This window comes from Yersinia aleksiciae, assembly GCF_001047675.1.
In the GTDB taxonomy this organism is placed as follows: Bacteria; Pseudomonadota; Gammaproteobacteria; order Enterobacterales; family Enterobacteriaceae; genus Yersinia; species Yersinia aleksiciae.
The window spans coordinates 826,661-850,743 of the sequence record NZ_CP011975.1 but is presented as its reverse complement, the minus strand read 5'-3'; the positions used below and the strand labels follow the sequence as shown (position 1 = coordinate 850,743).

The window sequence follows — 24,083 nt, the reverse complement described above, 5'->3', positions numbered from 1 at the left end:
CAAATCATTATCCATCATAGACAACAATGTCTCGATAATAATCGTTTTAAAACAACAATTATCGTATGGGTATGATTTTCAATAAACAAAAAATGGTCTCGCTTTGGCCTGACCAATATAAAACGGTGTTACCAGCGAAAGTTTTGATATCTCACTACTGGGGAAAATAAAAGATGGAATGGATTAATATCCTATGGGTCGTTCTGGGTATAGGTTTAATGCTCGTGCTCAATATCCGCTATCAAATCAATTCAATGATCGCATTGCTGCTCGCGGCTCTCTTGGTGGGAACGCTAGCGGGTATGGATCTACTCAAACTCCTGCACACCATTAAAGCAGGGTTTGGCGGTACGCTAGGTGAACTGGCGATAATCGTGGTGTTTGGCGCGGTGATCGGCAAGCTGATGGTCGACTCTGGCGCGGCACATCAAATAGCTCAGACGCTATTGCGCCGCTTCGGGATTAAATATGTCGAAGTCGCGGTCATTATTATCGGCCTGATCTTTGGCTTAGCGATGTTTTATGAGGTTGCCTTTATTATTCTGGCACCACTGATCATTGCTATTGCGGTCGAGGCGAAGATCCCATTCCTCAAGCTGGCGATCCCGGCGGTTGCTGCGGCGACCACTGCTCACTCCTTGTTCCCACCTCAGCCAGGGCCGGTTGCACTGGTCAGCGCTTACGGCGCAGACATGGGCATGGTCTACATCTACGGGGTTTTGGTGGCGATCCCTTCCGTTATTTGCGCAGGGTTAATTTTACCGAAATTTCTGGGTAATCTGGAACGGCCAGTCCCAACTTTCCTGAAGGCGGAAAATCCGCTTGATGAAAATAATCTGCCGTCATTCAGTACGTCGATTCTGGTGCCGTTAATCCCCGCATTTATTATGATTTTTACCACCATTGCTAACATCTGGCTGGTTAAAGGGACGACGTCGTACACTATCCTCAATTTCCTTGGCTCGTCGCCAATTGCCATGTTTATCGCCATGCTGGTTGCTTTTGTTCTTTTCGGAACGGGGCGTGGTCATAAAATGGAATGGGTAATGCACTCGTTTGAAGGCGCGGTAAAAGGGATAGCCATGGTCATCCTGATTATCGGTGCTGGGGGGGCACTGAAGCAGGTGATCATCGATACCGGGATTGGCGACACTATTGGTATGCTGATGTCTGCTGGGGGTGTTTCACCTTACATTATGGCTTGGCTGATCACAGTACTGATCCGCCTATCAACGGGTCAGGGGGTGGTTTCAGCGATGACGGCAGCGGGGATTATTAGTGCAGCAGTGATGGACCCTGTGACAGGAACAATTACTTCGGTCGATCCCGCGCTATTGGTGCTGGCGACGGCGGCAGGTTCAAATACCTTTACCCACATCAATGATGCTTCGTTCTGGCTATTTAAAGGCTATTTTGATCTGTCGATTAAAGATACGTTGAAAACTTGGGGTCTGCTTGAATTGACCAACTCGGTCGTCGGCTTAGCGATGGTACTGCTGATCAGTATGTTCGTTTAGGGCGCTATTTTGTATCTTATTGATTTTACTATCAGTGCTTCAGTGGAGGCACTGATAATCAACTTTCTGGAAGCGTTGCCGTGACTACAAACGGTCAGCGTGATGCAGTTGGACAAACTTATCCCACAGCTGCTCGTTAGATTCAACCCAAGCAGGATCGGTAGAAATCGTATTATCGATAGGGCAGACCAACTGGCAAGTTGGTGTTTCGTAGTGACCAACACACTCCGTACAGCGCATCGGGTCAATCTGATAAATTTCTGCACCCATGGTAATTGCCTCGTTAGGGCATTCCGGCTCGCACATGTCGCAATTAATACATTTACGAGTGATCAACAGGGCCATGACTCTCTTACCTTAGGTCGGGTATTCTCAACAGCGGTGGATTATACGCCTCTCAAGTCCTTAGACCAGTTTTTTCATCAGTGCGGCACTGTGCTTAATGTGATCCTGAGCACTTTCAAGATCTTGCTGAATCATCGCCATAAACAGCAGGTCCGTCAGTGCATATTGCGCAGTGCTTGACGAGATCGCGGCACTGCGAATAACCGGCTCTTCCGAGATGGTATACAAGCAGTGGTCAGCACGCTGTTGCAAACTGTTGGGGGAGAAACTGGTCAGTGCCAGCACCTTGGCACCACACCGCTGTGCCTCCTCAGCCGCCAGATTAATCTCTCGACGTTCACCGCTAAAAGAGATCGCCAACAGCAAATCCCGCGAATCCAATGCCTGTACGGCGGCTATCTGCGCATGCATATCCGTTTCCGATACTGCCATTACTCCAATTTTCAACAGCTTATAGGCCAGATCCTTCGCCACCAGCCCTGAAGCACCAATACCGGTCAAGATAATGCGTCGCGCTGCCCGCAGCATCTCCAAGGCTTGGGTGAGGCGCTGCTCACTATTGATATCCAGTGTGGCTCGCAGTGCGGCGGCTTTCTCACTCAATAACTTTTCGCCGACGGTTTTTAAGCTGTCGGTACTGAGAATTTGGTTATGTAGTGTGACGGCTTGCGCGGGGGCGGCAACAACTTCGCTCAGGGCCAGTTTGAGGGCTGGGAAACCTTTATAGCCTAATTTCTGAGCAAACTTGACCACCGCGGATTGGCTGACGCCGGTCTGCTGCGCCAATAGCTGCGAACTCAGATGGCGCGCCTGCTCAGGATTGGTCAGCAGAAAGTCGGCCAACTTACGGTCATTTTGTGCCAGCGTCGGGTAGAGCTGACGGATGCGTAGAAGAGTGCTCATAAATCTGTTCCTGAATAAGGGACGCTGGGTAAAGAGTACCCATTAATGTTGAGGGTAAAGGCTAAGTTAGGGAGCATAACACCCTTTTTTTGTGATCATCCGATGAATGCGACAAGAAAACAGTCGCTTTAATGAATATTATATTCAATTATAAATAAATAACTGTGAATTAAAAATTCAAAGGAGAGAAAATCATGAATCTGGGCGCGTTGATTTCGGAAAGCCGCAATCCGGCAACCATGGAGTTGGACAAACTCTCCACGCTGGCGATGTTGACTTGCATTAATGATGAGGATCGCAAAGTGCCGGAGGCCATTCGCTTGGTCTTACCGGCCATTGCGCGGGCGGTCGATCTGGCTGCCGAGGCATTAAAGCAGGGCGGGCGGCTGATCTATCTGGGGGCCGGGACCAGCGGGCGACTCGGGGTTCTGGATGCGTCTGAATGCCCGCCCACTTTCGGTGTCCCTCATGGCATGGTGATTGGCTTAATTGCGGGTGGCCCTGGTGCATTGCTCAAAGCAGTAGAAGGTGCCGAAGATGATATGGCGCTTGGCGCGCAGGATCTGCAAGATTTGAATCTTACCGCAACCGATATGGTGGTTGGCTTGGCGGCTTCAGGCCGAACGCCTTATGTTATTGGTGCCCTGCGCTATGCCCGCCAGCTTGGCTGCCCGACGGCGGCCATCTCTTGTAATCCGGATTCCCCTATCGCGCAGGAAGCACTTGTTGCCATCTCACCGGTAGTTGGGCCGGAAGCCCTGACAGGGTCCACCCGCATGAAATCAGGTACCGCGCAGAAATTGGTGCTGAATATGTTATCCACGGGCGCGATGGTCAAGCTGGGTAAGGTTTACCAAAATCTGATGGTGGATGTGAAAGCGACCAATGTGAAGCTAGTCGATCGCGCTTGTCGCATTGTGGTGGAAGCCACCGGAGCCAGCCGTGCAGAGGCTGAAAATGCTCTGTCACAAACAGAATTTGAAGTCAAACCGGCCATTTTGATGATTCTGAAAGGCGTGGGTGCCGAGCAGGCCCGTCAGGATCTACAGCAGCATAATGGCTACTTGCGCGCGGCATTGTAAGACGCACTTTCAGGGGATCGGCAATGGATAAGTCAACCATATTGGCAACACAAATACTTGCGGGTATTGGCGGTGAAGGCAATATTCTCAAACTTGAGAACTGCATGACCCGAGTACGTATTGTCGTAAACGATGAGCAACAGCTGGATTTAGCGCTGCTTAAGCAGTTACCGGGCGTTAAGGGCTATATCAAGCAGGGGGATCAGCATCAGCTAATTGTGGGCCCCGGCGCGGCGTCAAAAGTGGTTGATAGCATGCGTAGGCTATTGAAAAAAAACACGGATGATGCGGCGGTGCCTCAGGATGATATCAACCGCAACAAGGCGCAAGCCAAGGCCAAATATGGCGCCCCGATGAGTGGAGCCCTGCGGCAACTGGCTAACATATTCATCCCGATCATCCCTGCATTTATTGCATCAGGCTTGATTATGGGGATCGTCAACCTGCTGAAACGGCCAGATATTTCCGGCGATCTGGCGCTGCAATACCCGAACCTGCTTGGTCTATTGGCTATTTTCGGCAGTGCGGTTTTTGCCATTATGAATATCTTGGTGGGGGTGAATGCCGCCAAAGTCTTTGGTGGTTCAGCGGCGATGGGGGGCGTCATGGCGGGCATTCTGACTAGCCCCGCATTGGCGCAAATTACCTTATTTGGCGAGGCATTGCAGCCGGGACGGGGCGGTGTCATTGCCGTGCTACTGGTAGTGGCATTAATGTGCTGGCTGGAGAAGTGGCTACGTCAACGCTTGCCGGAGTCCATTGAGCTTATCGTCAACCCATTACTGACCACCTTGATTACCGCTTCGTTGGCCATTGTGATTTTGCAGCCCTTGGGCGGCTATATTTCTGAAGGCATCACCCATGGCGTCAATCTGGCGATCGATCATGGCGGCTTGCTGGTGGGTGCGCTGTTATCGGGCTTCTTCCTGCCACTGGTCTTGACCGGGCTGCATCAAGGGCTAGTCCCAATTCATGTGGAGCTGGTTCAGGCCCACGGTGCCAATCCACTGCTGCCGATTTTGGCGATGGCAGGGGTCGGACAGGTGGGGGCGGCGTTGGCGGTATTAATGAAAACCCGGAATAGTCGCTTGAAAAAAGTGATTAAAGGGGCGCTACCCGTGGGCATACTGGGCATCGGTGAACCGCTGATTTTCGGTGTCACTTTACCACTGGGCAAACCTTTTATTGCTGCCTGTTTAGGGGGCGCGGTGGGGGGCGCACTGATCAGTTATTGGAAAGTGGCGACGGTGATTACTTTTGGTATTTCCGGCTTGCCATTGGCGTTGACCATTGTCACCGGCAAAGTGATGTTGTATTTAGTGGCTATGGTTGTCACCATACTGGCAGGTTTTATATTTACCTGGCTTATGGGATTCAATGACCCTGAGGAGTAACTTTTGAGCGCAGAGCAGGCCACATCTACCTTTGAGCAAGCTGACATTAACCCTAAAGCAACACGTGAGTCGCCAGCCGCGAGTGCCAAGCGCGTTGTCTTTTTTGATTTAGATGGCACTTTGCATCAGCAGGATATGTTTGGCAGTTTTTTGCGTTTCCTGTTGCGCCACCTGCCACTGAATCTCTTGTTGGTGATCCCGCTACTGCCAGTGATTGGACTAGGATTACTGGCAGGGGGGCGCTGCGCTCGCTGGCCGGTGAGCCTGTTACTGTGGGCGACAACCTTCGGGCGACGCGAAGCGCATCTGAAAGATTTAGAATTGCGCTTTGTGAAGGCGTTTCGGCAGAAAGTTACCGCGTTTCCGGTGGTGGTCATGCGGTTGCGCGAATATTTGGAGAGCAGTGACGCCGAAGTCTGGCTGATCACCGGTTCGCCGCAACGGCTGGTCGAGCAGGTTTACCATGACTCAACATTTATTCACCGCTTACGGTTGGTGGGGAGCCGTATGGCACGGCGTAATGGTGGGTGGGTATTACCCCTACGCTGTTTGGGGCCAGAAAAAGTGGTGCAACTGGAACAACGGCTGGGGTCACCGCTGAAACTCTACAGCGGATACAGCGACAGTAAGCAGGATAACCCGCTGTTGTACTTCTGTGAGCATCGTTGGCGGGTCAGTAAAACTGGCGAATTGCAGCAACTAGAATAAAAGTCGTTGCCGCTATTCGCCACATTAATGGGTTAGCCCTTAGTGAGTGACATCATTTTCATGGTGGCCGAGTTGCCAGATCCGCTCAGCATGTCGGCCCAGCAACCATAGGCTGATACCCAGCAGCAGGAAGATCACTGTTTTTGGCATCGCATCCCAGAAAAACTCAAAGAAGCGGGTATACAGGTTTATGGCGAGGAATGTCAGGCCAAAGCCGCGTAACATCGCATCATCCCGTTTTAACCCCAGCCAGATAGCCACTCCAGCCGCGATGGCAAACAATAAACTCCAATGCAGCAGCTCTATTTGGCGCACATTATACCAACGATCAATATCGCCGTAATTGCCAAAAATGGACAATAGCCATAAGGCGATAAACAGGTAAAGTAGCCCCATTGCCTGTGAAACTCGGTCTAATCGGCGCATCGCCAGTTGCGGTTGAAATGCCAGCGCGGCGGCACAAAGCACCAGGCCAAAAGCGATAAAGCGCATCGGGTAACTCATCCCCAACCAATAAGCCCCCCAACCTGATGCATAGCCGGTTTCCGCGCCAAAGGCATTCCCCAGCGAGAGTAAGGCAAATAGCCACACCAGTGGTGAGCGACCAAACCAACCGACCACGCCATAGATAAGGGTACCGAGCAGTAATAGCCCAGAGAATCGTCCACTGCCATTATCCAGCCACAGGCCGAGTTGGCTGATGGCCGCAGCGGTCATCAGGACGCCGAGGAACAATATCGCCTCGTTGCTGTAGATTTTGCTGGGTTTTTGTCGACGGCGGCGAAAGCCCCAAGTGTAAAGCAGGGCAGCCAAAACCCCGGTGACGGCGACCCGAACCGGTGCATCGAAGCGGAAAAACTGGCTAATCCAATTTAGCAGGAAAGTGTCAGCCATTAAGCTGCCAATGGAGATAACCAGTGACGCCAGGGCTGCGAGAAAGGCATAACCAGCCAGTCTACGCCAATCAAAAGGTTGAATATCGATGTGGTTTAATAAGCGCTGCTGCTCTTCCTCAGGGATCACCCCTTCGTTGGCCCATCCATTGAGGGTTTTGCGCACAATCGCGGCGTTTTTCTTACTGAGCTTCATTTATCTGGCTTCCATTATCAGAGAACACTCATATCGGCAGGTATCGCTTATGTTTGATACGTTTTCTATCCAGCCGAAACTTTAAACGATCATTATATACTGAGCTACTTTATATTGATTAGGTATTGAGCTGCTCTATATAACTGGCGACGTTATCGCGGGTATAAAACGGATGTAGAGGCCGTCGTTAGCTGTGTATAATGCACGCCGCAAAAGTACCAGAGAGGTTAATGTGTCTGCTGATAATAATTTGTCTTCTGAATGTGTGCCGACGGCTGAGTACAGTGATGAGTACTGGATGCAGCGTGCGTTGACGCTGGCCCTGCGTGCGCAGGAAGAGGGTGAAGTTCCGGTAGGTGCGGTGTTGGTACTGGATAATCAGGTGATTGGCGAAGGCTGGAATCGGTCTATTCGCGATAACGATCCCACCGCTCACGCCGAGATCATGGCGCTACGCCAGGGCGGGCAAGCGGTGCAGAATTATCGCCTACTGGAAGCCACGTTATATGTGACGTTGGAGCCTTGCGTGATGTGCGCCGGTGCTATGGTACACAGCCGGATTCGTCGTTTGGTGTATGGCGCGAATGATCTGAAAACCGGTGCCGCCGGATCGCTGGTGGATATTTTACGTCATCCAGGGATGAATCATCAGGTTGAGATCAGCGCTGGGGTGTTGGCAGACGCCTGTTCTCACCAATTGAGCGCCTTTTTTCGCCTGCGGCGGGAGCAGCAGAAGGCGTTGAAAATCGCGCAGCGAGCCTCTTCGGACAAAAACTAACCCGCGCGCGATAATGTGATTTGAAAAATAGATGCTAGTTATTGATTGACCAGCCGGGGGCGACGACCGGATAGGCTTTCCCCAACTCAGCCTCGATAGCGGCGTGTTGGGCGGCTTTTTTCTCTTTTTCCTGCAAATATCCCACCAAACTGACCTGATAACGGCGGATGTTCTCGACGTAGTTATAAGCTTCGTGACCACGGGCATAGCCATAGGTGGTGCTCGGGTAGTAGCGCTTTTGGCTCAACATGGGCAGGCGCATTTTGACGTCAACCCAGCTGTCTGGGTTGCCATTCTGGTTTTTGGTCAGACGACGTGCATCCAGCATATGCCCATAACCCATATTATATGCTGCCAATGCGAACCAGATTCGCTCATCTTCAGGAATGGTTTCCGGCACTTTCTGCATCAGCCGCTGCAAATAAATGGAGCCGCCCTTGATGCTCTCCTCAGGATCCACGCGGTCTTTGACCCCTAAACCATCTGCGGTGGCACGGGTTAGCATCATCAAGCCACGCACACCTGTCGGTGACGTGGCTTGCGGGTTCCAATGGGACTCCTGATAAGCAATCGCCGCCAGCAGTTTCCAATCGATATCGCCCGCATGTTTCTCAAATAGTGGCTTGAAAGTGGGCAGCACATTGTCGATGGCGGACAGGAAGGTTTTGGTATCGACATAATCAAAGCTACCGACATGGCCGAGATATTTCTCCTCCAGCCGCGCCAAACTGCCGTCTTCCACCATCTGACTGTAGAAATCGAGCATCGCCGCATACAGGCTGTCATCGTTACCTTTGCGGAAATACCAGGTCACGGGCTCTTCATCGGTGACATCAAAGGCGACGGCTAATTGCGGGTGAATGCGTTGCAGCAGAGCAATGGTGATGGAATCACCAAGGGTATAGTCGAGTTTGCCATCAGCAACTTGCTCCAGTAACTCCTTTCCTGAGCGATCAATGGATGATCCCCAGTTTAGATCGGGATATTTGCTCTGCTTGAGCTGTTTTAGCGTGGTCATATGGGCCGAACCCGAAGCGACGATCAATTGTCCTTTCAGATCACTGAAGGATTTTGGCCGCGGCGTGCCAAGTCGATATACCAACTGTTGCGAGACCGAATAGTAGGCAGGACCAGTACGCGCCCTATTGAGACGCTCACGGTTAAAAATCAGCCCGGCAGCCAGCATATCTGCATCATCGCTATCTAAAGCATCAAACAGATCATCAATATTGTGACGCGGGGTCATGACCAGCTTGACCCCCAGATAATCAGCAAAACGTTTTGCCAGCTCATAGTCGAGGCCGGAGGGGCCATCTTTTCCGGGTGTGTAGATCAGGGGTGAGCTAATGGTGCTAACTCGCAGCTCACCACTGGCTTTTATGCGATCAAGTTGCCCCTCCTGACCATTGCGCCAAGGAATATTGGGCCACAACGCGAGAGCCAAAAGTATGGCAACTACACCGATAACAAAGTAATTTAATTTTATGCGCGTCAAATAGTTATCTCTCGGCAGCGCTCTTTATATGTGTGTCGTGAAGCTAGAATCGACATGGTTAAATCCCCAGTGGAGTGGCATTTTGCGCAACAAATCGTCAGTGTGCAACTTTATTGCGAGCTTATTTATCCGGTATTCAGCCGATAAGCCTAATCGCAGTTTCTGACGCAATTATGAATAATAGCTACGCAAACGGTTTCGTCGGCGGCTTAGATTCACTATAATGGCGCGCGTTTTCCCCTGTTGCGCCCAATGAAGTGCTGTTCCAGTCGCTTCGAAGACGAGAGAAACTTAGATTATGGAAATACTGCGTGGTTCGCCCGCTTTGTCGGCTTTTCGTATTACCAAACTGCTGTCCCGTTGCCAGGATGCTCACCTGCCGGTGAGTGATATCTACGCCGAATATGTTCACTTTGCCGATGTTAGCGCACCACTGAGTGCTGACGAACACGCCAGACTCCAGCGGCTGCTTAAGTATGGGCCATCTCTCCCTGAACACGCGCCAGAAGGGCGTTTGCTACTGGTTACCCCACGACCGGGGACAATCTCTCCGTGGTCTTCCAAAGCCACTGATATCGCGCACAACTGCGCGTTGCCACAAGTTCTGCGTCTGGAACGGGGTTTAGCCTTCTATATCCAAGGCCCGAATCTGACTGAAAGCCAGTGGCAACAATTGGCCGCGCTGCTACATGACCGCATGATGGAAACGGTATTCACCGATTTGCAGCAAGCCGAACAGCTGTTCTCTCATCATCAGCCAGCCCCGGTACAACGGGTGGATATTCTGGCGCAGGGCCGCAGTGCACTGGAGCAGGCCAATACTAAATTGGGTCTGGCACTGGCATCGGACGAAATTGATTATCTGCTGGCAGCCTTTACTGGGCTTGGGCGCAACCCGACGGATATCGAGCTATACATGTTTGCGCAGGCCAACTCTGAGCACTGCCGCCATAAGATTTTTAACGCCGATTGGATTATCGATGGTGTTGCTCAGCCTAAAACGCTGTTCAAAATGATCAAAAACACCTTTGAACACACGCCGGATTACGTGCTGTCTGCCTATAAAGACAATGCGGCGGTGATGGAAGGTTCTCAGGTTGGGCGCTTCTTTGCTGCGCCAGATAATGGTGTTTATGGCTACCATCAGGAAGAAGCGCATATCCTGATGAAAGTTGAAACCCATAACCACCCGACAGCCATTTCACCATGGCCGGGTGCGGCAACAGGCTCTGGCGGTGAAATCCGTGATGAAGGTGCCACCGGGCGTGGCGCGAAACCAAAAGCCGGTTTGGTCGGTTTCTCTGTTTCTAACTTGCGTATCCCGGGTTTTGAACAACCGTGGGAAGAGAATTTCGGCAAGCCGGACCGGATCGTCACCGCGCTGGATATCATGACCGAAGGTCCATTAGGCGGTGCTGCATTTAACAATGAATTTGGTCGTCCAGCGCTGTTGGGCTACTTCCGCACCTATGAAGAGCGTGTTAACAGCCATAACGGCACCGAGTTACGGGGTTACCATAAGCCGATCATGTTGGCGGGTGGTATCGGTAATATCCGTGCCGATCACGTGCAAAAAGGCGAGATCACGGTCGGCGCTAAGCTGGTGGTGCTCGGTGGTCCGGCAATGAATATCGGTCTGGGTGGCGGTGCGGCATCATCCATGGCCTCCGGCCAGTCAGATGCGGATCTGGATTTTGCCTCGGTACAACGTGATAACCCAGAGATGGAACGCCGCTGCCAGGAAGTGATCGACCGCTGTTGGCAGTTAGGTGATCACAACCCGATTCTGTTTATCCATGATGTCGGCGCGGGCGGCTTGTCCAACGCCATGCCAGAGTTGGTCAGCGATGGCGGTCGTGGTGGGCGTTTTGAACTGCGCGACATCCTGAATGACGAACCGGGTATGAGCCCGTTGGAAGTGTGGTGTAACGAATCTCAGGAACGTTATGTCATGGCTATCGCCCCCGCGCAGGTGGCCCAGTTTGATGAGATTTGTCGCCGTGAACGCGCCCCTTATGCGGTAATTGGGGAAGCCACGGAAGAGTTACATCTCACCCTCAATGATCGCCATTTCGATAACCAACCTATTGATATGCCGCTGGATGTACTGTTGGGTAAAACGCCGAAAATGCTGCGTGACGTGAAGAGCTTGCAGGCCGCAGGTGAGGTACTGGATCGGGCTGATATCACGATTGCCGATGCGGTAAAACGGGTGATGCATCTGCCCGCTGTGGCAGAAAAAACCTTCCTGATTACCATCGGCGACCGCACCGTGACCGGTATGGTGACCCGTGATCAGATGGTGGGGCCATGGCAGATCCCAGTGGCCGACTGTGCGGTGACCAGTGCCAGCCTGGATAGCTACTATGGTGAGGCGATGTCACTGGGCGAACGTGCGCCAGTGGCCTTGCTCGATTTCGCCGCCTCCGCCCGTTTGGCGGTCGGTGAAGCGCTGACCAATATCGCTGCCACTCAAATTGGTGAGTTGAAGCGCATTAAATTGTCAGCCAACTGGATGTCAGCTGCCGGTCACCCCGGTGAAGATGCCGGTTTGTATGATGCGGTGCGCGCTGTCGGTGAAGAGCTCTGCCCGGCGCTGGAAATCACTATTCCAGTGGGCAAAGACTCCATGTCGATGAAAACGCGCTGGCAGGAAGGTAACGAGCAGCGCGAGATGACTTCGCCGCTGTCGCTGGTGATTACGGCTTTCGCCCGTATCGAAGATGTGCGCCATACCGTCACACCACAACTGCGCACGGATAAAGGCGACAATGCCCTGCTGCTGATCGATTTAGGCGCGGGCCACAATGCGCTGGGTGCTACCGCCTTGACTCAGGTTTACCGTCAGTTGGGGGATAAACCGGCGGATGTGCGTGATGTGCCACAGTTGGCGGGCTTCTTCAACGCCATGCAGCGCTTAGTGGCGGATCAGCTGTTACTGGCCTATCACGATCGTTCTGATGGCGGTTTGCTGGTGACGCTGGCTGAAATGGCCTTTGCTGGTCACTGTGGTATAGATGTCGATATTCACTCGCAGGGCAACGATTCACTGGCTGCATTGTTCAATGAAGAGCTGGGCGCGGTGATTCAAGTGCGCGCAGATCAGCGTAATGCAGTGGAAAAAATATTGGCAGACCACGGCTTGGCAAATTGTGTCCACTATCTGGGTCGGGCGGTAGAGGGAGATACTTTCGATATTCGCCGTGGCACTGAGGTGGTTTACAGTGAAAAACGCAGCACCCTGCGCTTGTGGTGGGCAGAAACCACCTGGCAAATGCAGCGTTTGCGGGATAACCCCGATTGCGCGGACCAAGAGCATCAGGCAAAACAAGATGAACGTGATCCTGGCTTGAATGTGAAACTGACCTTTGATCCGGCTGAAGATATCGCCGCGCCGTATATCATCAAGCAAGTACGGCCAAAAGTGGCGGTACTCCGTGAGCAAGGAGTTAACTCCCATGTTGAAATGGCCGCCGCCTTCCACCGCGCCGGTTTTGATGCTGTTGATGTGCATATGAGTGACCTGCTGGCAGGGCGCACTGATTTGCGTACCTTTCAGACCTTAGTGGCCTGTGGCGGCTTCTCCTACGGCGACGTTTTGGGCGCGGGTGAAGGTTGGGCGAAATCCATCCTGTTCAATGACCGGGTGCGTGACGAGTTCGAAGCCTTCTTCCATCGCCCTGAAACTTTGGCGCTGGGGGTGTGTAATGGTTGCCAGATGATGTCCAACCTGCGCGAATTGATCCCCGGTGCAGAGCACTGGCCACGGTTTGTTCGCAACCTGTCAGATCGCTTTGAAGCGCGTTTCAGTCTGGTTGAAGTGGCAAGCAGCCCGTCGCTGTTTATGCAGGGTATGGCCGGTTCACGTATGCCAATTGCTGTGTCACACGGTGAAGGGCAGGTTGAAGTGCGTGATGCTGCGCATTTGGTGACATTGGAGCAAAACAACTTGGTGGCATTGCGCTTTGTAGACAATTACGGCGCGGTTACCGAGCAATATCCTGCTAACCCAAATGGTTCAGCGAACGGCATTACGGCGGTAACCAGCGCCAGTGGCCGCGCCACGGTCATGATGCCGCATCCTGAACGCGTCTTCCGTACTGTCAGTAACTCATGGCATCCGGAAGAGTGGGGCGAAGATAGCCCGTGGATGCGTATGTTCCGTAATGCGCGTAAGCAATTAGGCTGATAGAGCAGACTCAGGGGAGTTATCCCCTGAGTTTTTTCAGTCCAGCGTAATATTATAATTTCTGAGTACGGTCATTTTATTATTATCGACTAACTCAATAACGACTTCATAATCTCCCGGCCAGGTGCTGGTCATTTTCAATGAAACAGACTGCTGATCGTTATTAACGAAGCCTAAAGTATTCATGATTTCGTTGTTATCTTTATCATTGAGATAAACGTGGTAATACAATAATTCGCTACTTTTTAAGGTGAACTTAATTTCGGCCTCTCTGGCTGCGGTATGTTGCTGAACGTTAAAATTCTCAATGGAAAACTCTGGGAAGTTATCATTGCGATGATAGTCGGTGGCTGACATCACTACAGGGCTTGGCCTGGTGGGCTGCGAGCTTGAACTGTAGTCTGCTGCGGTGGTGCAGTAAGGGCTAATAAAGGGAGTGCAGAAGAGTATCATGGCGCTTATTTTCATGGATGTTACCTGCTAATTAAGGTTAAGCGACATCCCTGTTCAACGGAATATTTTGCTCTTTGTCTCTGTCTCTGTCTTTGTCACGGTTCTGGGTCAGAACAGGATAATGAGTTATTTGCTGTGGCAATGAAATAGCATAATTTATAACGCGGTCGTGGTTTTCGAGTGGGCAGGGCGCGAGTTTTTCTACGTGATGGTTTGGTCAACAACCTTGATGACCAGATTGTAAGCTGACACCCTATTTGTCTGAATAATAACGATTTTAATCTTTTGTCGGCAAATTGCGACAATCAGCCAAACGGCTGTCTCAAATAGGAGACACTTAATCATTTGATTTATATGTGTTTTATTTAATTGGCGATTAGCTGTCGTGGAATAGCGACAAAGAATTTATTGTCGATTGATTATTGAGCTGGGTTTGTTTTCAATAGTTGAGCCTATTTTTAATTTTTATTTAAAAATCAATGTGTTAGTTTTTTATTTAAAAAGTTGGCACGCAAGCTGCATTATATTAGTCAGTTGCTCATTCACCTCTTTATGATAGTCCCGCTGTTAAGCGGAATATGCGCTTCATAAGCCACCGAATGATGCCTAAGACTGGTGCCTATCGTCCACCTAAACCGATATTGTGTGAATACACATTATCAAACATCGGACGACACGTTGAGTGAGGCACCGCCTATGTCCTGCTGTGATGAACCATTCATCAATTTTGGACATGTCTGGATGCTATTCGTCTCATCCTCCCGATGATTGCTTCGGCTTCATCACACTGGAGACGATGTTTAAGGGCATCCAAATATTCTGCGACGGGGCATCTATTGCTCCGTTGTCTCATTCTCAGTTAGTCATTTCGTCACTGTATAACAGGCAGGCATGATAATGATTCTGACGGTTATGAGTCATAAATTAAATTTAAAGCACTTAGCTTCTGGCGAGTGCTTTTTTTTTATCTCGCAAATGGCGATCGCACTATTTATTTGGATTACAAGCATTTTATTTGGATTACAAGCATTGTAATCCTGCCAGAGTCAGCTAGCATCACAACAGAATGATAGGTAATGAGATGATTTCGTTGAAAAGATGGCGTTTATTCCCCCGATCTTTACGTCAATTGGTGCTCATGGCATTTCTGTTGGTGCTGCTGCCACTGCTGGTACTGGCGTATCAGGCGTATCAGAGTCTGGATCACTTAAGCACGCAAGCGGCTGATATTAACCGCACCACGCTGGCAGATGCCCGGCGCAGTGAGGCGATGACCAGTGTGGCACTCGAAATGGAGCGTAGCTACCGCCAATATTGCGTATTAGATGATGCCACGCTGGCAAAGCTCTATCAGAATCAGCGTAAGCAGTATGCCCAAATGCTCGATACCCATGCCCCTATTCTGCCTGATGCTCGCTACTACCAAACCCTGCGAGGGCTTCTGACCCAACTTTCTGATATTCAATGTAAAAATAGCGGTCCGGAACAAAATGCCTCAACGCTATTGGAGCAATTTTCCCGCTCGAATGCCGAAATGGTACAGGCCACCCGCGATGTGATTTTCTCGCGCGGTCAACAGCTACAAAAAGATATCGCCGAACGTGGGCAATTCTTTGGTTGGCAATCCCTGTTGCTGTTTTTGGTTAGCGTGATATTAGTAGTGCTATTCACCCGCATGATAATCGGGCCGGTTAAAGGCATCGAGCGAATGATTAATCGCTTGGGGGAAGGGCGACCTCTAGGCAATACGGCACTGTTTAAAGGGCCACGGGAGCTACGATCACTGGCACAGCGTATTATTTGGCTCAGCGAGCGTTTAGCCTGGCTCGAATCACAGCGTCATGAGTTTTTGCGACACATCTCCCATGAGCTGAAAACGCCACTGGCCAGTATGCGCGAAGGGACCGAATTGCTGGCTGATGAAGTGGCAGGGCCATTAACCCAAGATCAGAAAGAGGTGGTTGCTATCCTCGATAACAGCAGCCGCCACTTGCAACTGTTGATAGAGCAATTACTGGACTATAACCGCAAATTAGCGGATGGCCCCGGTGAGCTTGAAAATGTTGAGCTGGCGGAAATGGTTGAGGATGTGATCTCCGCGCACAGTTTACCAGCGCGAGCCAAGATGATTCGCACCGAGCAGGATTTGCAGGCGGACATTTGTTGGGCGGATCCAACGCTATTAATGCGGGTATTAGATAATCTCTACTCCAATGCGGTGCACTATGGTGAGGAATCCGGTACCATTTGGATCCGTAGTCGTCAGGTGAATAACCGCGTACAAATTGATATCGCCAATACTGGGGCACCAATCCCAAATTCAGAAGAAACAATGATATTTGAGCCTTTTTTCCAAGGAAGCCACCAGCGAAAAGGCGCCGTAAAAGGCAGCGGATTGGGGCTGAGTATTGCTCAGGACTGCATCAGACGTATGCAGGGCGACTTGCAACTGGTGGCTGTGGATTACGCCGCCGTCTGTTTCCGTGTTGAATTGCCATTAACCGCCGAGAATGAATGAATAATGTACAAATGGTCGATGCACAGCATCATTAAAAAGACCGCCTTTTTATCACGTCCTACAACGACTGCGGCCAGTGTGCCAGCGGGCAGCCTTAGCACGGGTATTTTTTGGCGAGCACTATTGCTGGCCCCACTTTTACTCACCGGGTGTACGGATAATCCAACGAGCAGCCGTTTTTCACAAGCGGTCCAGATGGTGATACCGGAAACGAAAATCGTCGATTATCGGACGTTATCCTGTGATGTGCTGTGGGATCTTGATGATAAAGAGACGTTAGAAAACTCGCTGTACTGGTTACGGGCGATGGATTGTGCTGAGCGTCTAGGTTCTACTCAAGCGCGGACGCTGGCAAAAGCATTGCCAGTCGTCACTTGGTCTGCCGCCTTTAAGCAAGGGATTTTGATCAGCAGCGCCGAGCCGTCAATAGCAGAGCGGCGTCAGGTGGTTGAGCGCCTAAACAGTTATAGTCCAACCTTCCCAGCCGCTGTGCGCCCACTGATTCAATTGTGGCGCGAGCAGCAGGTTCTACGCATCTCTCTGGCTGAAGAGCGCACTCGCTATCAGCGCTTACAAGATGAATCGGATGCTCAGATTGATCGTCTGCGGGAAGGCCAAGTCCGGTTGCAATATAACTTACTGGATACCACTCGCAAGTTGGAAAATCTGACTGATATTGAGCGGCAGCTTTCATCGCGTAAGCAGCTGCAAAATGAAATTCCAGAAACAGATGCGGAGAGCAAATCCGCAGCTGCGGCAGAAGCTAAACCTCAGCCCAAAGTGGAGCCCGCCAAACCGGTAGAAATCAAGCCAGTAGAGGCTAAACCGGCAGAGACTAAGCCGGTAGAAACCAAGCCAGTAGAGGCTAAACCGGCAGCGACTAAGCCGGTAGAAACCAAGCCAGTAGAGGCTAAACCGGCAGCGACTAAGCCGGTTGAAACCAAGCCAGTAGAGGCTAAACCAGCAGAAACCAAGCCAGTTGAAACCAAACCTGTCGACGTCAAGCCAACGGCACCTCAACCTGACGCTAAATCGGCCGCGCCATTGATAGAAAAACCGGCTGATACTTATACTCCGCCAGTGGTGCCGCCAACTGACGTCCCTCCAGCGACTAATAAGGAATCTCATGACGCCACGCAAACCGGCCAATCTACTGCTGGTTGATGACGATCCCAGCTTACTTAAGCTACTGGGGATGCGTTTAACCAGCGAAGGATTTAATGTCACCACGGCTGAAAGCGGCCAGGAAGCATTGCGCTTGTTAATGCGTGAGAAGATTGATTTGGTTATCAGTGATTTGCGGATGGATGAAATGGATGGCATGGCGCTGTTCGTCGAAATCCAGAAGCATCAGCCGGGTATGCCAGTGATTATCCTGACTGCCCACGGCTCGATTCCTGATGCTGTCGCCGCGACTCAGCAAGGGGTATTCAGCTTCCTGACCAAACCGGTTGATCGTGATGCCTTATATAAAGCGATAGATGCGGCTTTAGAGCTTTCTATGCCTGCTGGTGATGATAGCTGGCGCGAAGAGATTGTGACCCGCAGCCCAGTGATGCTGCGCTTGTTGGAACAAGCCAAAATGGTAGCGCAATCCGATGTCAGCGTGCTGATTAACGGGCAGAGCGGTACCGGTAAAGAGGTATTGGCGCAAGCTATCCATGCCGCCAGCCCACGGGCGAAAAAAGCCTTTATCGCTATCAACTGTGGTGCATTACCCGAGCAGTTGCTCGAATCCGAGCTCTTCGGTCACGCCAAAGGGGCATTTACCGGCGCTGTCAGTAGCCGTGAAGGGCTATTTCAGGCCGCAGAAGGCGGCACACTGTTTCTGGATGAAATCGGCGATATGCCGTTGTCTTTGCAGGTAAAACTGTTGCGGGTGTTGCAGGAGCGCAAAGTGCGCCCACTGGGCAGTAACCGCGATTTAAGCATTGATGTCCGGGTGATTTCAGCCACCCACCGTGACTTGCCCAAAGCCATGGCGAAAAATGAATTCCGCGAAGATCTCTACTATCGTTTGAATGTGGTGAATCTGAAAATCCCTGCATTGCATGAGCGCTCAGAAGATATCCCGCTGTTGGCGAACCATTTGCTACGTGAATCAGCCAAGCGCCATAAACCCTTTGTCCGTAGCTTCTCAACCGATGCCATGAAACGGCTGATGACGGCCAGCTGGCCGGGTAACGTGCGCCAACTGGTCAACGTCATCGAACAGTGTGTGGCATTAACCTCGGCTCCGGTGATCAGTGAGGCACTGGTTGAACAGGCGCTAGAGGGGGAAAACACCGCATTACCGACTTTTGTTGAGGCGCGTAATCAATTCGAATTGAATTATTTGCGTAAACTGCTGCAAATCACCAAAGGTAATGTGACACAAGCCGCCAGAATGGCGGGGCGTAACCGTACCGAGTTTTACAAATTGTTGTCACGCCACGAGCTGGATGCCAACGATTTCAAAGAATAACTGTTGTTTATCAATGACAACGCTGATAACCGAGTTTAAATACAAATGAGCAGATCACTTTCCGTTGCGTTAGCCCAGCTGAATTGGCTGGTTGGCGATATCGAAGGCAACACTGAACGTATGTTGCAAACCTTAAATGAGCAGCAGAAGGCGGGGGCCGATCTGGTCATGTTCTCCGAGCTGGCTTTATCCGGTTATCCGCCAGAAGATCTGCTGTATCGCGATGATTTCTATCAACGCTGCGAAGCGCAACTAGATCGTTTACAAGCCGCAACGCAGCATATTGCGGTGCTGGTGGGCCACCCGTGGCGTGAAGCGGGTAACCTGTATAACGCATTATCACTGTTTTCTGAGGGGAAATTGCTGGCGCGCTATTTCAAGCAGCAATTGCCAAACTACGGCGTGTTCGACGAAAAACGCTACTTTTCTGCAGGTCATGACAGCTGTGTTGTCGAGCTGAAAGGCTACCGTCTGGGCTTGCTCATTTGTGAAGATTTATGGTTCGATGGCCCGGTCGATGCAGTAAAAGCCGCTGGTGCAGAAGTGCTGCTGTCGATCAATGCTTCCCCTTACAACCGCGAAAAACCCTATATCCGCAAAACCCTGATGGCCGCACACTGCCAGCGTACCGGGTTGCCATTGGTCTATCTCAACCAAATCGGTGGGCAGGATGAGCTGATTTTTGATGGCTGTTCCAAAGTTTTCGATGCTGCGGGCAACCTGACTCATCGTTTGGCCGCCTTCGCGGAACAAACCACTTTGTTGCAGCTTAACGAGTGCGAAGTGGTGCCGATGATGGCCCCTGCTGCTGAATTACCGCCATTGGCGCAGGTCTATGAGGCGCTGGTATTAGCGGTGCGCGATTATGTCACTAAAAATGGCTTTAATGGCGCGGTTCTGGGCTTATCCGGTGGGATTGACTCCGCACTGACGTTGGCGATTGCCGTCGATGCGCTGGGTAAAGATAAGGTTCAGGCATTGATGATGCCGTTCCGATACACCGCAGATATCAGTATTGCCGATGCCAAAGAGGAAGCTGAAATTTTGGGTATCGAATTTGATGTGCTTTCCATTGAGCCGATGTTTGATGCTTTTATGGGGCAACTGGCACCGATGTTTGCTGGTACCGCACGCGATACCACCGAAGAGAACCTCCAGGCACGTTGTCGTGGTGTGGTGCTGATGGCGCTGTCCAACAAGCGGCGCAGCATTGTATTAACCACCGGTAACAAAAGTGAGATGGCCGTGGGCTATGCTACCTTGTACGGTGATATGGCGGGCGGTTTTGATGTGCTGAAAGATGTGCCAAAGACCTTAGTCTTCAAATTATCGGAATACCGCAATACTGTCTCCTATGTGATCCCACAGCGGGTGATCACCCGCCCACCGTCTGCGGAATTGGCACCTGATCAGAAAGATGAAGATAGCCTGCCACCTTATGATATTTTGGACGCCATCCTCGAAGGTTATGTCGAGCAGGATAAGTCGGTGGCCGATTTGGTCGCAGACGGCTTTGATGAAACTATCGTGCGTAAGGTCATCCGCCTGGTAGATATCAATGAATACAAACGGCGTCAGTCAGCTGTCGGGCCGCGCATCACTGCCCGCAATTTTGGTAAAGATAGACGCTATCCGATTACATCAGGCTTTGGCCGCAAGAATTGGTAATAACAGGGATTCACCATGAAAAAAATTGACGCGATTATTAAGCCATTCAAACTGGATGATGTCCGTGAGGCGCTGGCTGAGGTTGGCATCACCGGGATGACAGTGACAGAAGTAAAAGGTTTTGGCCGCCAGAAAGGGCATACCGAACTGTACCGTGGCGCTGAGTATATGGTGGATTTCCTGCCAAAAGTAAAAATCGAAATTGTGGTTGCTGACGATATCGTCGATACCTGCGTCGAAGCGATTATGCAGACAGCTCAGACCGGTAAAATCGGCGATGGCAAAATCTTCGTGTTTGATGTCTCCCGCGTGGTGCGTATTCGTACCGGAGAGCAGGACGAAGAGGCGATTTAATTCGCCTTATTCCGCTGATAGAAAGCACGCAATAGAAAACCCGTTTCGGCGTAAAACGAAACGGGCTTTTTTTAACCATTTTATCGAGTTTCGTTAGCTCAACCGATTGCCCCGGCTGTCATAGCAGCCAAGCAAACGGGGCTCCCCGCTCTGAATACCATCAATCAATACCACGTCACTGCGGGTAGCAAATATCTGGGTGCGGAAACTCATGATGACTGGGCTGCCAATCGGAAATTCACCGGCCAGACGCAGACAGTAATCGATACTGCTGTCATCAATCGGCAATACTGTACTTTGGCTGAACTGATTTTCGTGGTGTATCAATGCATTTTGCAAATGGCCACGGCGATAATAACCGCCGCCAAAGAAATGGCTGTTGCCAGCAACATGATGGGAAATCTCGGACAGATAAAGCATGGATATCTGTTCCGGTTGGTCACCATGCTGATTGGCAGGGATGGTGCCCGTGAGGGCATGGCCGGGTTCACTGTGTGTGATACCTAATTGGGCCAATAGTGGCAAGGTCGTACAGCTAGTGGCTGAAGGGGCATTCACCTGCTCAATATCTACGCCCTCAGCCATCAGGATATCTCGCGCAGCCAGTAACGTATGCATATTCGCAGCCGGTAAGGTCCGGTGTGATGAGGGGTCATACAGCATGCAAGGGAAGTGGGTTATCCCGACCAATCGTACCGCCGGTAATTTACGGATGGCGGCAATCACGGCTGGTAAATGTGTTAACTCAAATCCCGCTTCTTGCCCGGCATACAGTAAATCGCCAGCCTGGCAAACTTTCAGCAACAGCGGCTGGGTAATATGCTGCTGGTGTGCCGCCTGCGAGATCTCCAGTGCTTTCTCCAATGAGAAAACAGTAATCACCTCCGGTTGTCTGCGCACTATTTCTGCCACCATGCCGGAAGGGGGCTGTACCAAATGGCCAATATGCGCGACAGGGATCTCGTGGTGATAGAGCTGCCGCGCCTCTTTGAAATCAACAGCGACCATACCTTGATAGCCGGTGCCTTCATAGCGACAAGCTAACAGGCGGCGGCAGAGTTCAGGATTGCGCCCGAACTGCTTGCTCATCAGATACAGTTTTATCTGGTAGTGATGAGCAGCTTCCAGCAGTAAACGGGCATTGGCTTCCGTTCGTTCAACATCGATAACATAGCTATCTGGACTGATTTTTCCCTGGTGCCAGAACGAAATAGCCGCATCAATTAATTTAGTGTTTTGTTTTAATAGGGTTTTTAAAAACATTTTATGTCCTAAGCGCCCGAGGCATAATTATTTTTGTTAAATTATTATTATTTTGAATATTTATAAAAAAAAGAGCCTGGTGTTGTCTATTTGATAACGCTACCCACAACGCTAAATTAGCGTAGCGGTGGCAAGTCACTATTAATGTATAGACTGTAAAGGTTCACGAGTAAATATCCAATTTCATTTTCAGCGGGTTTTAGTGAAAAATAGGCCAATAAATCCTGATTGATCTCACGAATGTAGTGAATGTCTTCGCTTTGGACGAGTTCATCGTATATCGCCGAGTCCAATGCTTGGATCTCTTCGCCACGGCGGGTGCGCATCAATGCACTCGCCATATGAGTGATCGCCATCACCCCCTGATCGCCACGAGCTGGTAATTGCCAAAAGTTCTCTAACCGATTGATAACCTGGTCTAAACCTTGGGCGATATCGGCGTCGATGACCCCAGCCTGAAGCAAAATATTCAGACGCGAATCAATACAAGTTTCCAAAAGCTAGCCTCCTGAAAACGCTAGCTTAGCGTGCAGCTAAGCCAAAATGATGATTAATAGCGAGGCTCTATCTCACCTTTTTGTACTGCCCGCTGGTGATTGAGCAGCAACGTTTCATTGATACCTTTCTCTAGCAGTAGTTTGATCGGGTGGTTATCTGGCCGGATAAGGATTACCGCCTGTGAGGCTTGAATATAGCGCTCATCACCCTGTAATTTGATCGCTTGCAAATCTTCATGGGGAACATCATCAGCCAGATTCCAAATAGCGGCATCAATATCACCACGGTTAATATGTGCGATACAGTCGCTATAAGGCAACTCGACTAACTCGATAGCTTGCCCGGCAAATTTAATTTCAGTCAGTAAGCATTGGTCGGGTGAGCGCGGGTCTAATCCTACCCGGCGAATATTGTGCTGTTCACCACGACGGCAAATAAGCTGGTGGCCATCCACGTAGGAGCCATTTCCCAGATTTAATGCCAGCGCCACTCTCCCTTGAGCCAGATAACTTTTTGCGGCCAGATGCGACACCACCGCCATATCGTAAATACCATCAATTAGGCATTCGATACGCACTTCGGCCCCGCGCATATGGGCAAAATAGAGGGGGAGTAAGGTGAATTGCTCCCTTAAGCCACTGGCTAAACCTTCATAAAGTTTAGTATAAGGCAGCGGCATGGCGCACACCATATTACCCAGATCCGCCTGTTGCAATAACAGTGGCATATTCAGGTCAATCAATAAGGTACCATTGCGGCCACGACGTTCAACGATGATAGCTCCGTCAGCTTCCAGCACTTTTAAGGCATGCTGTACGACACCAACAGATATGCCGAAATTTTCTGATAATTCATCGATAGTTTTAAGTCGATTACCAGGGTGCTCACCAATTAAATAGCGGGCCATAGATACCAACGCCAACCCTTCTTTTTTTATGAATTTCTTACTCATGGTAGGTCAATTCAGCCTTATTACTCTCAGTAATATTCCCTTCGTCCTTGAAGCCGCAGGGGTGTTGGCTACGCTCTTTCACCCGAATCACTGACTTGAGTCAGCTCATCGGGATTCATTTGCTTGCCGCCTACCTGCAACTCCAATGACTTTGGGTATTTCCCTTCGTCCTTGAAGCCGCAGGGGTGTTGGCTACGCTCTTTCACTCGAATCACTGACTTGAGTCAGCTCATCGGGATTCATTTGCTTGCCGCCTACCTGCAACGCCAATAACTTTGGGTTTAAATAATGTTACCGAGTCATAAATAGTGAGGGGATAATTTTAGCCACACTGATAATTTTCAGTTATATGAATTTTTAGAAATTCATCCGAATGCATCATCGTGGCAATATTAAGTTAGGATATATGAGAA

At 50.6% G+C, this 24,083-nt stretch carries 19 protein-coding genes; 11 read left to right on the top strand and 8 right to left on the bottom strand.

Going from position 1 to position 24,083, the window contains the following annotated elements:
- The first annotated feature begins 173 nt into the window (after positions 1 to 173).
- A complete protein-coding gene (gene gntP, locus ACZ76_RS03965; RefSeq protein ID WP_048617019.1) occupies positions 174 to 1,517 on the top strand; it encodes a gluconate permease GntP in 1,344 nt (447 codons plus the stop codon).
- Positions 1,518 to 1,601: 84 nt separating this feature from the next.
- On the opposite strand, the gene ACZ76_RS03960 is transcribed toward gntP, so the two are convergent.
- A complete protein-coding gene (locus tag ACZ76_RS03960; RefSeq protein ID WP_048617017.1) occupies positions 1,602 to 1,862 on the bottom strand; it encodes a YfhL family 4Fe-4S dicluster ferredoxin in 261 nt (86 codons plus the stop codon).
- 60 nt (positions 1,863 to 1,922) lie between these two features.
- Positions 1,923 to 2,765, bottom strand: a complete 843-nt coding sequence (locus tag ACZ76_RS03955; protein WP_048617015.1) for a MurR/RpiR family transcriptional regulator — start codon at positions 2,763 to 2,765, stop codon at positions 1,923 to 1,925.
- Positions 2,766 to 2,959: 194 nt separating this feature from the next.
- On the opposite strand from ACZ76_RS03955, the gene murQ reads away from it, so the two are divergent.
- From murQ to yfhb, 3 genes are read left to right on the top strand one after another with little or no spacing between them, the layout of a single operon-like run.
- A complete protein-coding gene (gene murQ, locus ACZ76_RS03950; protein ID WP_048617013.1) occupies positions 2,960 to 3,847 on the top strand; it encodes an N-acetylmuramic acid 6-phosphate etherase in 888 nt (295 codons plus the stop codon).
- 23 nt (positions 3,848 to 3,870) lie between these two features.
- Entirely contained in the window at positions 3,871 to 5,241 is a 1,371-nt protein-coding gene (locus ACZ76_RS03945; RefSeq protein WP_048617011.1) for a PTS transporter subunit EIIC, read from the top strand.
- Positions 5,242 to 5,286: 45 nt separating this feature from the next.
- On the top strand, positions 5,287 to 5,949 hold the full coding sequence (yfhb, locus tag ACZ76_RS03940) for a phosphatidylglycerophosphatase C (RefSeq protein WP_144413938.1): 663 nt from the start codon (positions 5,287 to 5,289) through the stop codon (positions 5,947 to 5,949).
- A 39-nt stretch (positions 5,950 to 5,988) separates the two neighbouring features.
- Here the strand turns inward: yfhb and ACZ76_RS03935 are convergent, their stop codons facing one another.
- Complete coding sequence (locus ACZ76_RS03935) at positions 5,989 to 7,038, bottom strand: DUF2157 domain-containing protein (protein ID WP_048617007.1); 1,050 nt, start codon at positions 7,036 to 7,038, stop codon at positions 5,989 to 5,991.
- A gap of 193 nt (positions 7,039 to 7,231) precedes the next feature.
- On the opposite strand from ACZ76_RS03935, the gene tadA reads away from it, so the two are divergent.
- Positions 7,232 to 7,816, top strand: a complete 585-nt coding sequence (gene tadA, locus ACZ76_RS03930) for a tRNA adenosine(34) deaminase TadA (RefSeq protein WP_048617005.1) — start codon at positions 7,232 to 7,234, stop codon at positions 7,814 to 7,816.
- 34 nt (positions 7,817 to 7,850) lie between these two features.
- Here tadA and mltF read toward each other — a convergent pair whose 3' ends face one another.
- A complete protein-coding gene (mltF, locus tag ACZ76_RS03925; protein ID WP_048617004.1) occupies positions 7,851 to 9,311 on the bottom strand; it encodes a membrane-bound lytic murein transglycosylase MltF in 1,461 nt (486 codons plus the stop codon).
- 298 nt (positions 9,312 to 9,609) lie between these two features.
- Between mltF and purL the strand changes: the two genes are divergently transcribed.
- Positions 9,610 to 13,500: a phosphoribosylformylglycinamidine synthase gene (gene purL / locus ACZ76_RS03920; protein ID WP_048617002.1), complete on the top strand. Its 3,891-nt coding sequence runs from the start codon at positions 9,610 to 9,612 to the stop codon at positions 13,498 to 13,500.
- A 36-nt stretch (positions 13,501 to 13,536) separates the two neighbouring features.
- Here the strand turns inward: purL and ACZ76_RS03915 are convergent, their stop codons facing one another.
- Positions 13,537 to 13,968, bottom strand: a complete 432-nt coding sequence (locus ACZ76_RS03915; protein ID WP_048616999.1) for a hypothetical protein — start codon at positions 13,966 to 13,968, stop codon at positions 13,537 to 13,539.
- Between the two features lie 1,066 nt (positions 13,969 to 15,034).
- Here ACZ76_RS03915 and ACZ76_RS03910 point away from each other — a divergent pair.
- The 5 genes from ACZ76_RS03910 to glnB are packed head-to-tail and all read left to right on the top strand — an operon-like array spanning position 15,035 to position 20,957.
- A complete protein-coding gene (locus tag ACZ76_RS03910) occupies positions 15,035 to 16,471 on the top strand; it encodes a sensor histidine kinase (protein ID WP_048616997.1) in 1,437 nt (478 codons plus the stop codon).
- A gap of 18 nt (positions 16,472 to 16,489) precedes the next feature.
- Positions 16,490 to 17,635: a two-component system QseEF-associated lipoprotein QseG gene (qseG, locus tag ACZ76_RS03905; protein WP_144413937.1), complete on the top strand. Its 1,146-nt coding sequence runs from the start codon at positions 16,490 to 16,492 to the stop codon at positions 17,633 to 17,635.
- Positions 17,598 to 18,935, top strand: a complete 1,338-nt coding sequence (gene glrR, locus ACZ76_RS03900) for a two-component system response regulator GlrR (protein ID WP_032897894.1) — start codon at positions 17,598 to 17,600, stop codon at positions 18,933 to 18,935. Before qseG ends, glrR begins: the two co-directional genes overlap by 38 nt.
- Positions 18,936 to 18,980: 45 nt before the next feature.
- Positions 18,981 to 20,603, top strand: coding sequence for an NAD+ synthase (locus ACZ76_RS03895; protein WP_048616991.1), 1,623 nt, complete (start codon positions 18,981 to 18,983; stop codon positions 20,601 to 20,603).
- Between the two features lie 15 nt (positions 20,604 to 20,618).
- Complete coding sequence (gene glnB / locus ACZ76_RS03890; protein ID WP_002231018.1) at positions 20,619 to 20,957, top strand: nitrogen regulatory protein P-II; 339 nt, start codon at positions 20,619 to 20,621, stop codon at positions 20,955 to 20,957.
- A 93-nt stretch (positions 20,958 to 21,050) separates the two neighbouring features.
- On the opposite strand, the gene ACZ76_RS03885 is transcribed toward glnB, so the two are convergent.
- The 3 genes from ACZ76_RS03885 to yhfZ form a co-directional block, all read right to left on the bottom strand.
- Positions 21,051 to 22,220 carry a YhfX family PLP-dependent enzyme gene (locus tag ACZ76_RS03885; RefSeq protein ID WP_048616989.1) on the bottom strand — a complete coding sequence of 390 codons (1,170 nt, stop codon included), beginning with the start codon at positions 22,218 to 22,220 and terminating at the stop codon, positions 21,051 to 21,053.
- A 116-nt stretch (positions 22,221 to 22,336) separates the two neighbouring features.
- On the bottom strand, positions 22,337 to 22,717 hold the full coding sequence (locus ACZ76_RS03880) for a hypothetical protein (RefSeq protein ID WP_048616986.1): 381 nt from the start codon (positions 22,715 to 22,717) through the stop codon (positions 22,337 to 22,339).
- A gap of 53 nt (positions 22,718 to 22,770) precedes the next feature.
- Positions 22,771 to 23,670, bottom strand: a complete 900-nt coding sequence (gene yhfZ / locus ACZ76_RS03875; protein ID WP_048616984.1) for a GntR family transcriptional regulator YhfZ — start codon at positions 23,668 to 23,670, stop codon at positions 22,771 to 22,773.
- Positions 23,671 to 24,083: the final 413 nt, after the last annotated feature.

What these genes read in the sequence shown, in the direction of transcription:
- gntP (WP_048617019.1), top strand. Translation starts at nt 174, where the DNA reads ATGGAATGGATTAATATCCTATGGGTCGTTCTGGGTATAGGTTTAATG.
- ACZ76_RS03960 (WP_048617017.1), bottom strand. Translation starts at nt 1,862, where the DNA reads ATGGCCCTGTTGATCACTCGTAAATGTATTAATTGCGACATGTGCGAG.
- ACZ76_RS03955 (WP_048617015.1), bottom strand. Translation starts at nt 2,765, where the DNA reads ATGAGCACTCTTCTACGCATCCGTCAGCTCTACCCGACGCTGGCACAA.
- murQ (WP_048617013.1), top strand. Translation starts at nt 2,960, where the DNA reads ATGAATCTGGGCGCGTTGATTTCGGAAAGCCGCAATCCGGCAACCATG.
- ACZ76_RS03945 (WP_048617011.1), top strand. Translation starts at nt 3,871, where the DNA reads ATGGATAAGTCAACCATATTGGCAACACAAATACTTGCGGGTATTGGC.
- ACZ76_RS03935 (WP_048617007.1), bottom strand. Translation starts at nt 7,038, where the DNA reads ATGAAGCTCAGTAAGAAAAACGCCGCGATTGTGCGCAAAACCCTCAAT.
- purL (WP_048617002.1), top strand. Translation starts at nt 9,610, where the DNA reads ATGGAAATACTGCGTGGTTCGCCCGCTTTGTCGGCTTTTCGTATTACC.
- ACZ76_RS03915 (WP_048616999.1), bottom strand. Translation starts at nt 13,968, where the DNA reads ATGAAAATAAGCGCCATGATACTCTTCTGCACTCCCTTTATTAGCCCT.
- ACZ76_RS03910 (WP_048616997.1), top strand. Translation starts at nt 15,035, where the DNA reads ATGATTTCGTTGAAAAGATGGCGTTTATTCCCCCGATCTTTACGTCAA.
- qseG (WP_144413937.1), top strand. Translation starts at nt 16,490, where the DNA reads ATGCACAGCATCATTAAAAAGACCGCCTTTTTATCACGTCCTACAACG.
- glrR (WP_032897894.1), top strand. Translation starts at nt 17,598, where the DNA reads ATGACGCCACGCAAACCGGCCAATCTACTGCTGGTTGATGACGATCCC.
- ACZ76_RS03895 (WP_048616991.1), top strand. Translation starts at nt 18,981, where the DNA reads ATGAGCAGATCACTTTCCGTTGCGTTAGCCCAGCTGAATTGGCTGGTT.
- glnB (WP_002231018.1), top strand. Translation starts at nt 20,619, where the DNA reads ATGAAAAAAATTGACGCGATTATTAAGCCATTCAAACTGGATGATGTC.
- ACZ76_RS03885 (WP_048616989.1), bottom strand. Translation starts at nt 22,220, where the DNA reads ATGTTTTTAAAAACCCTATTAAAACAAAACACTAAATTAATTGATGCG.
- yhfZ (WP_048616984.1), bottom strand. Translation starts at nt 23,670, where the DNA reads ATGAGTAAGAAATTCATAAAAAAAGAAGGGTTGGCGTTGGTATCTATG.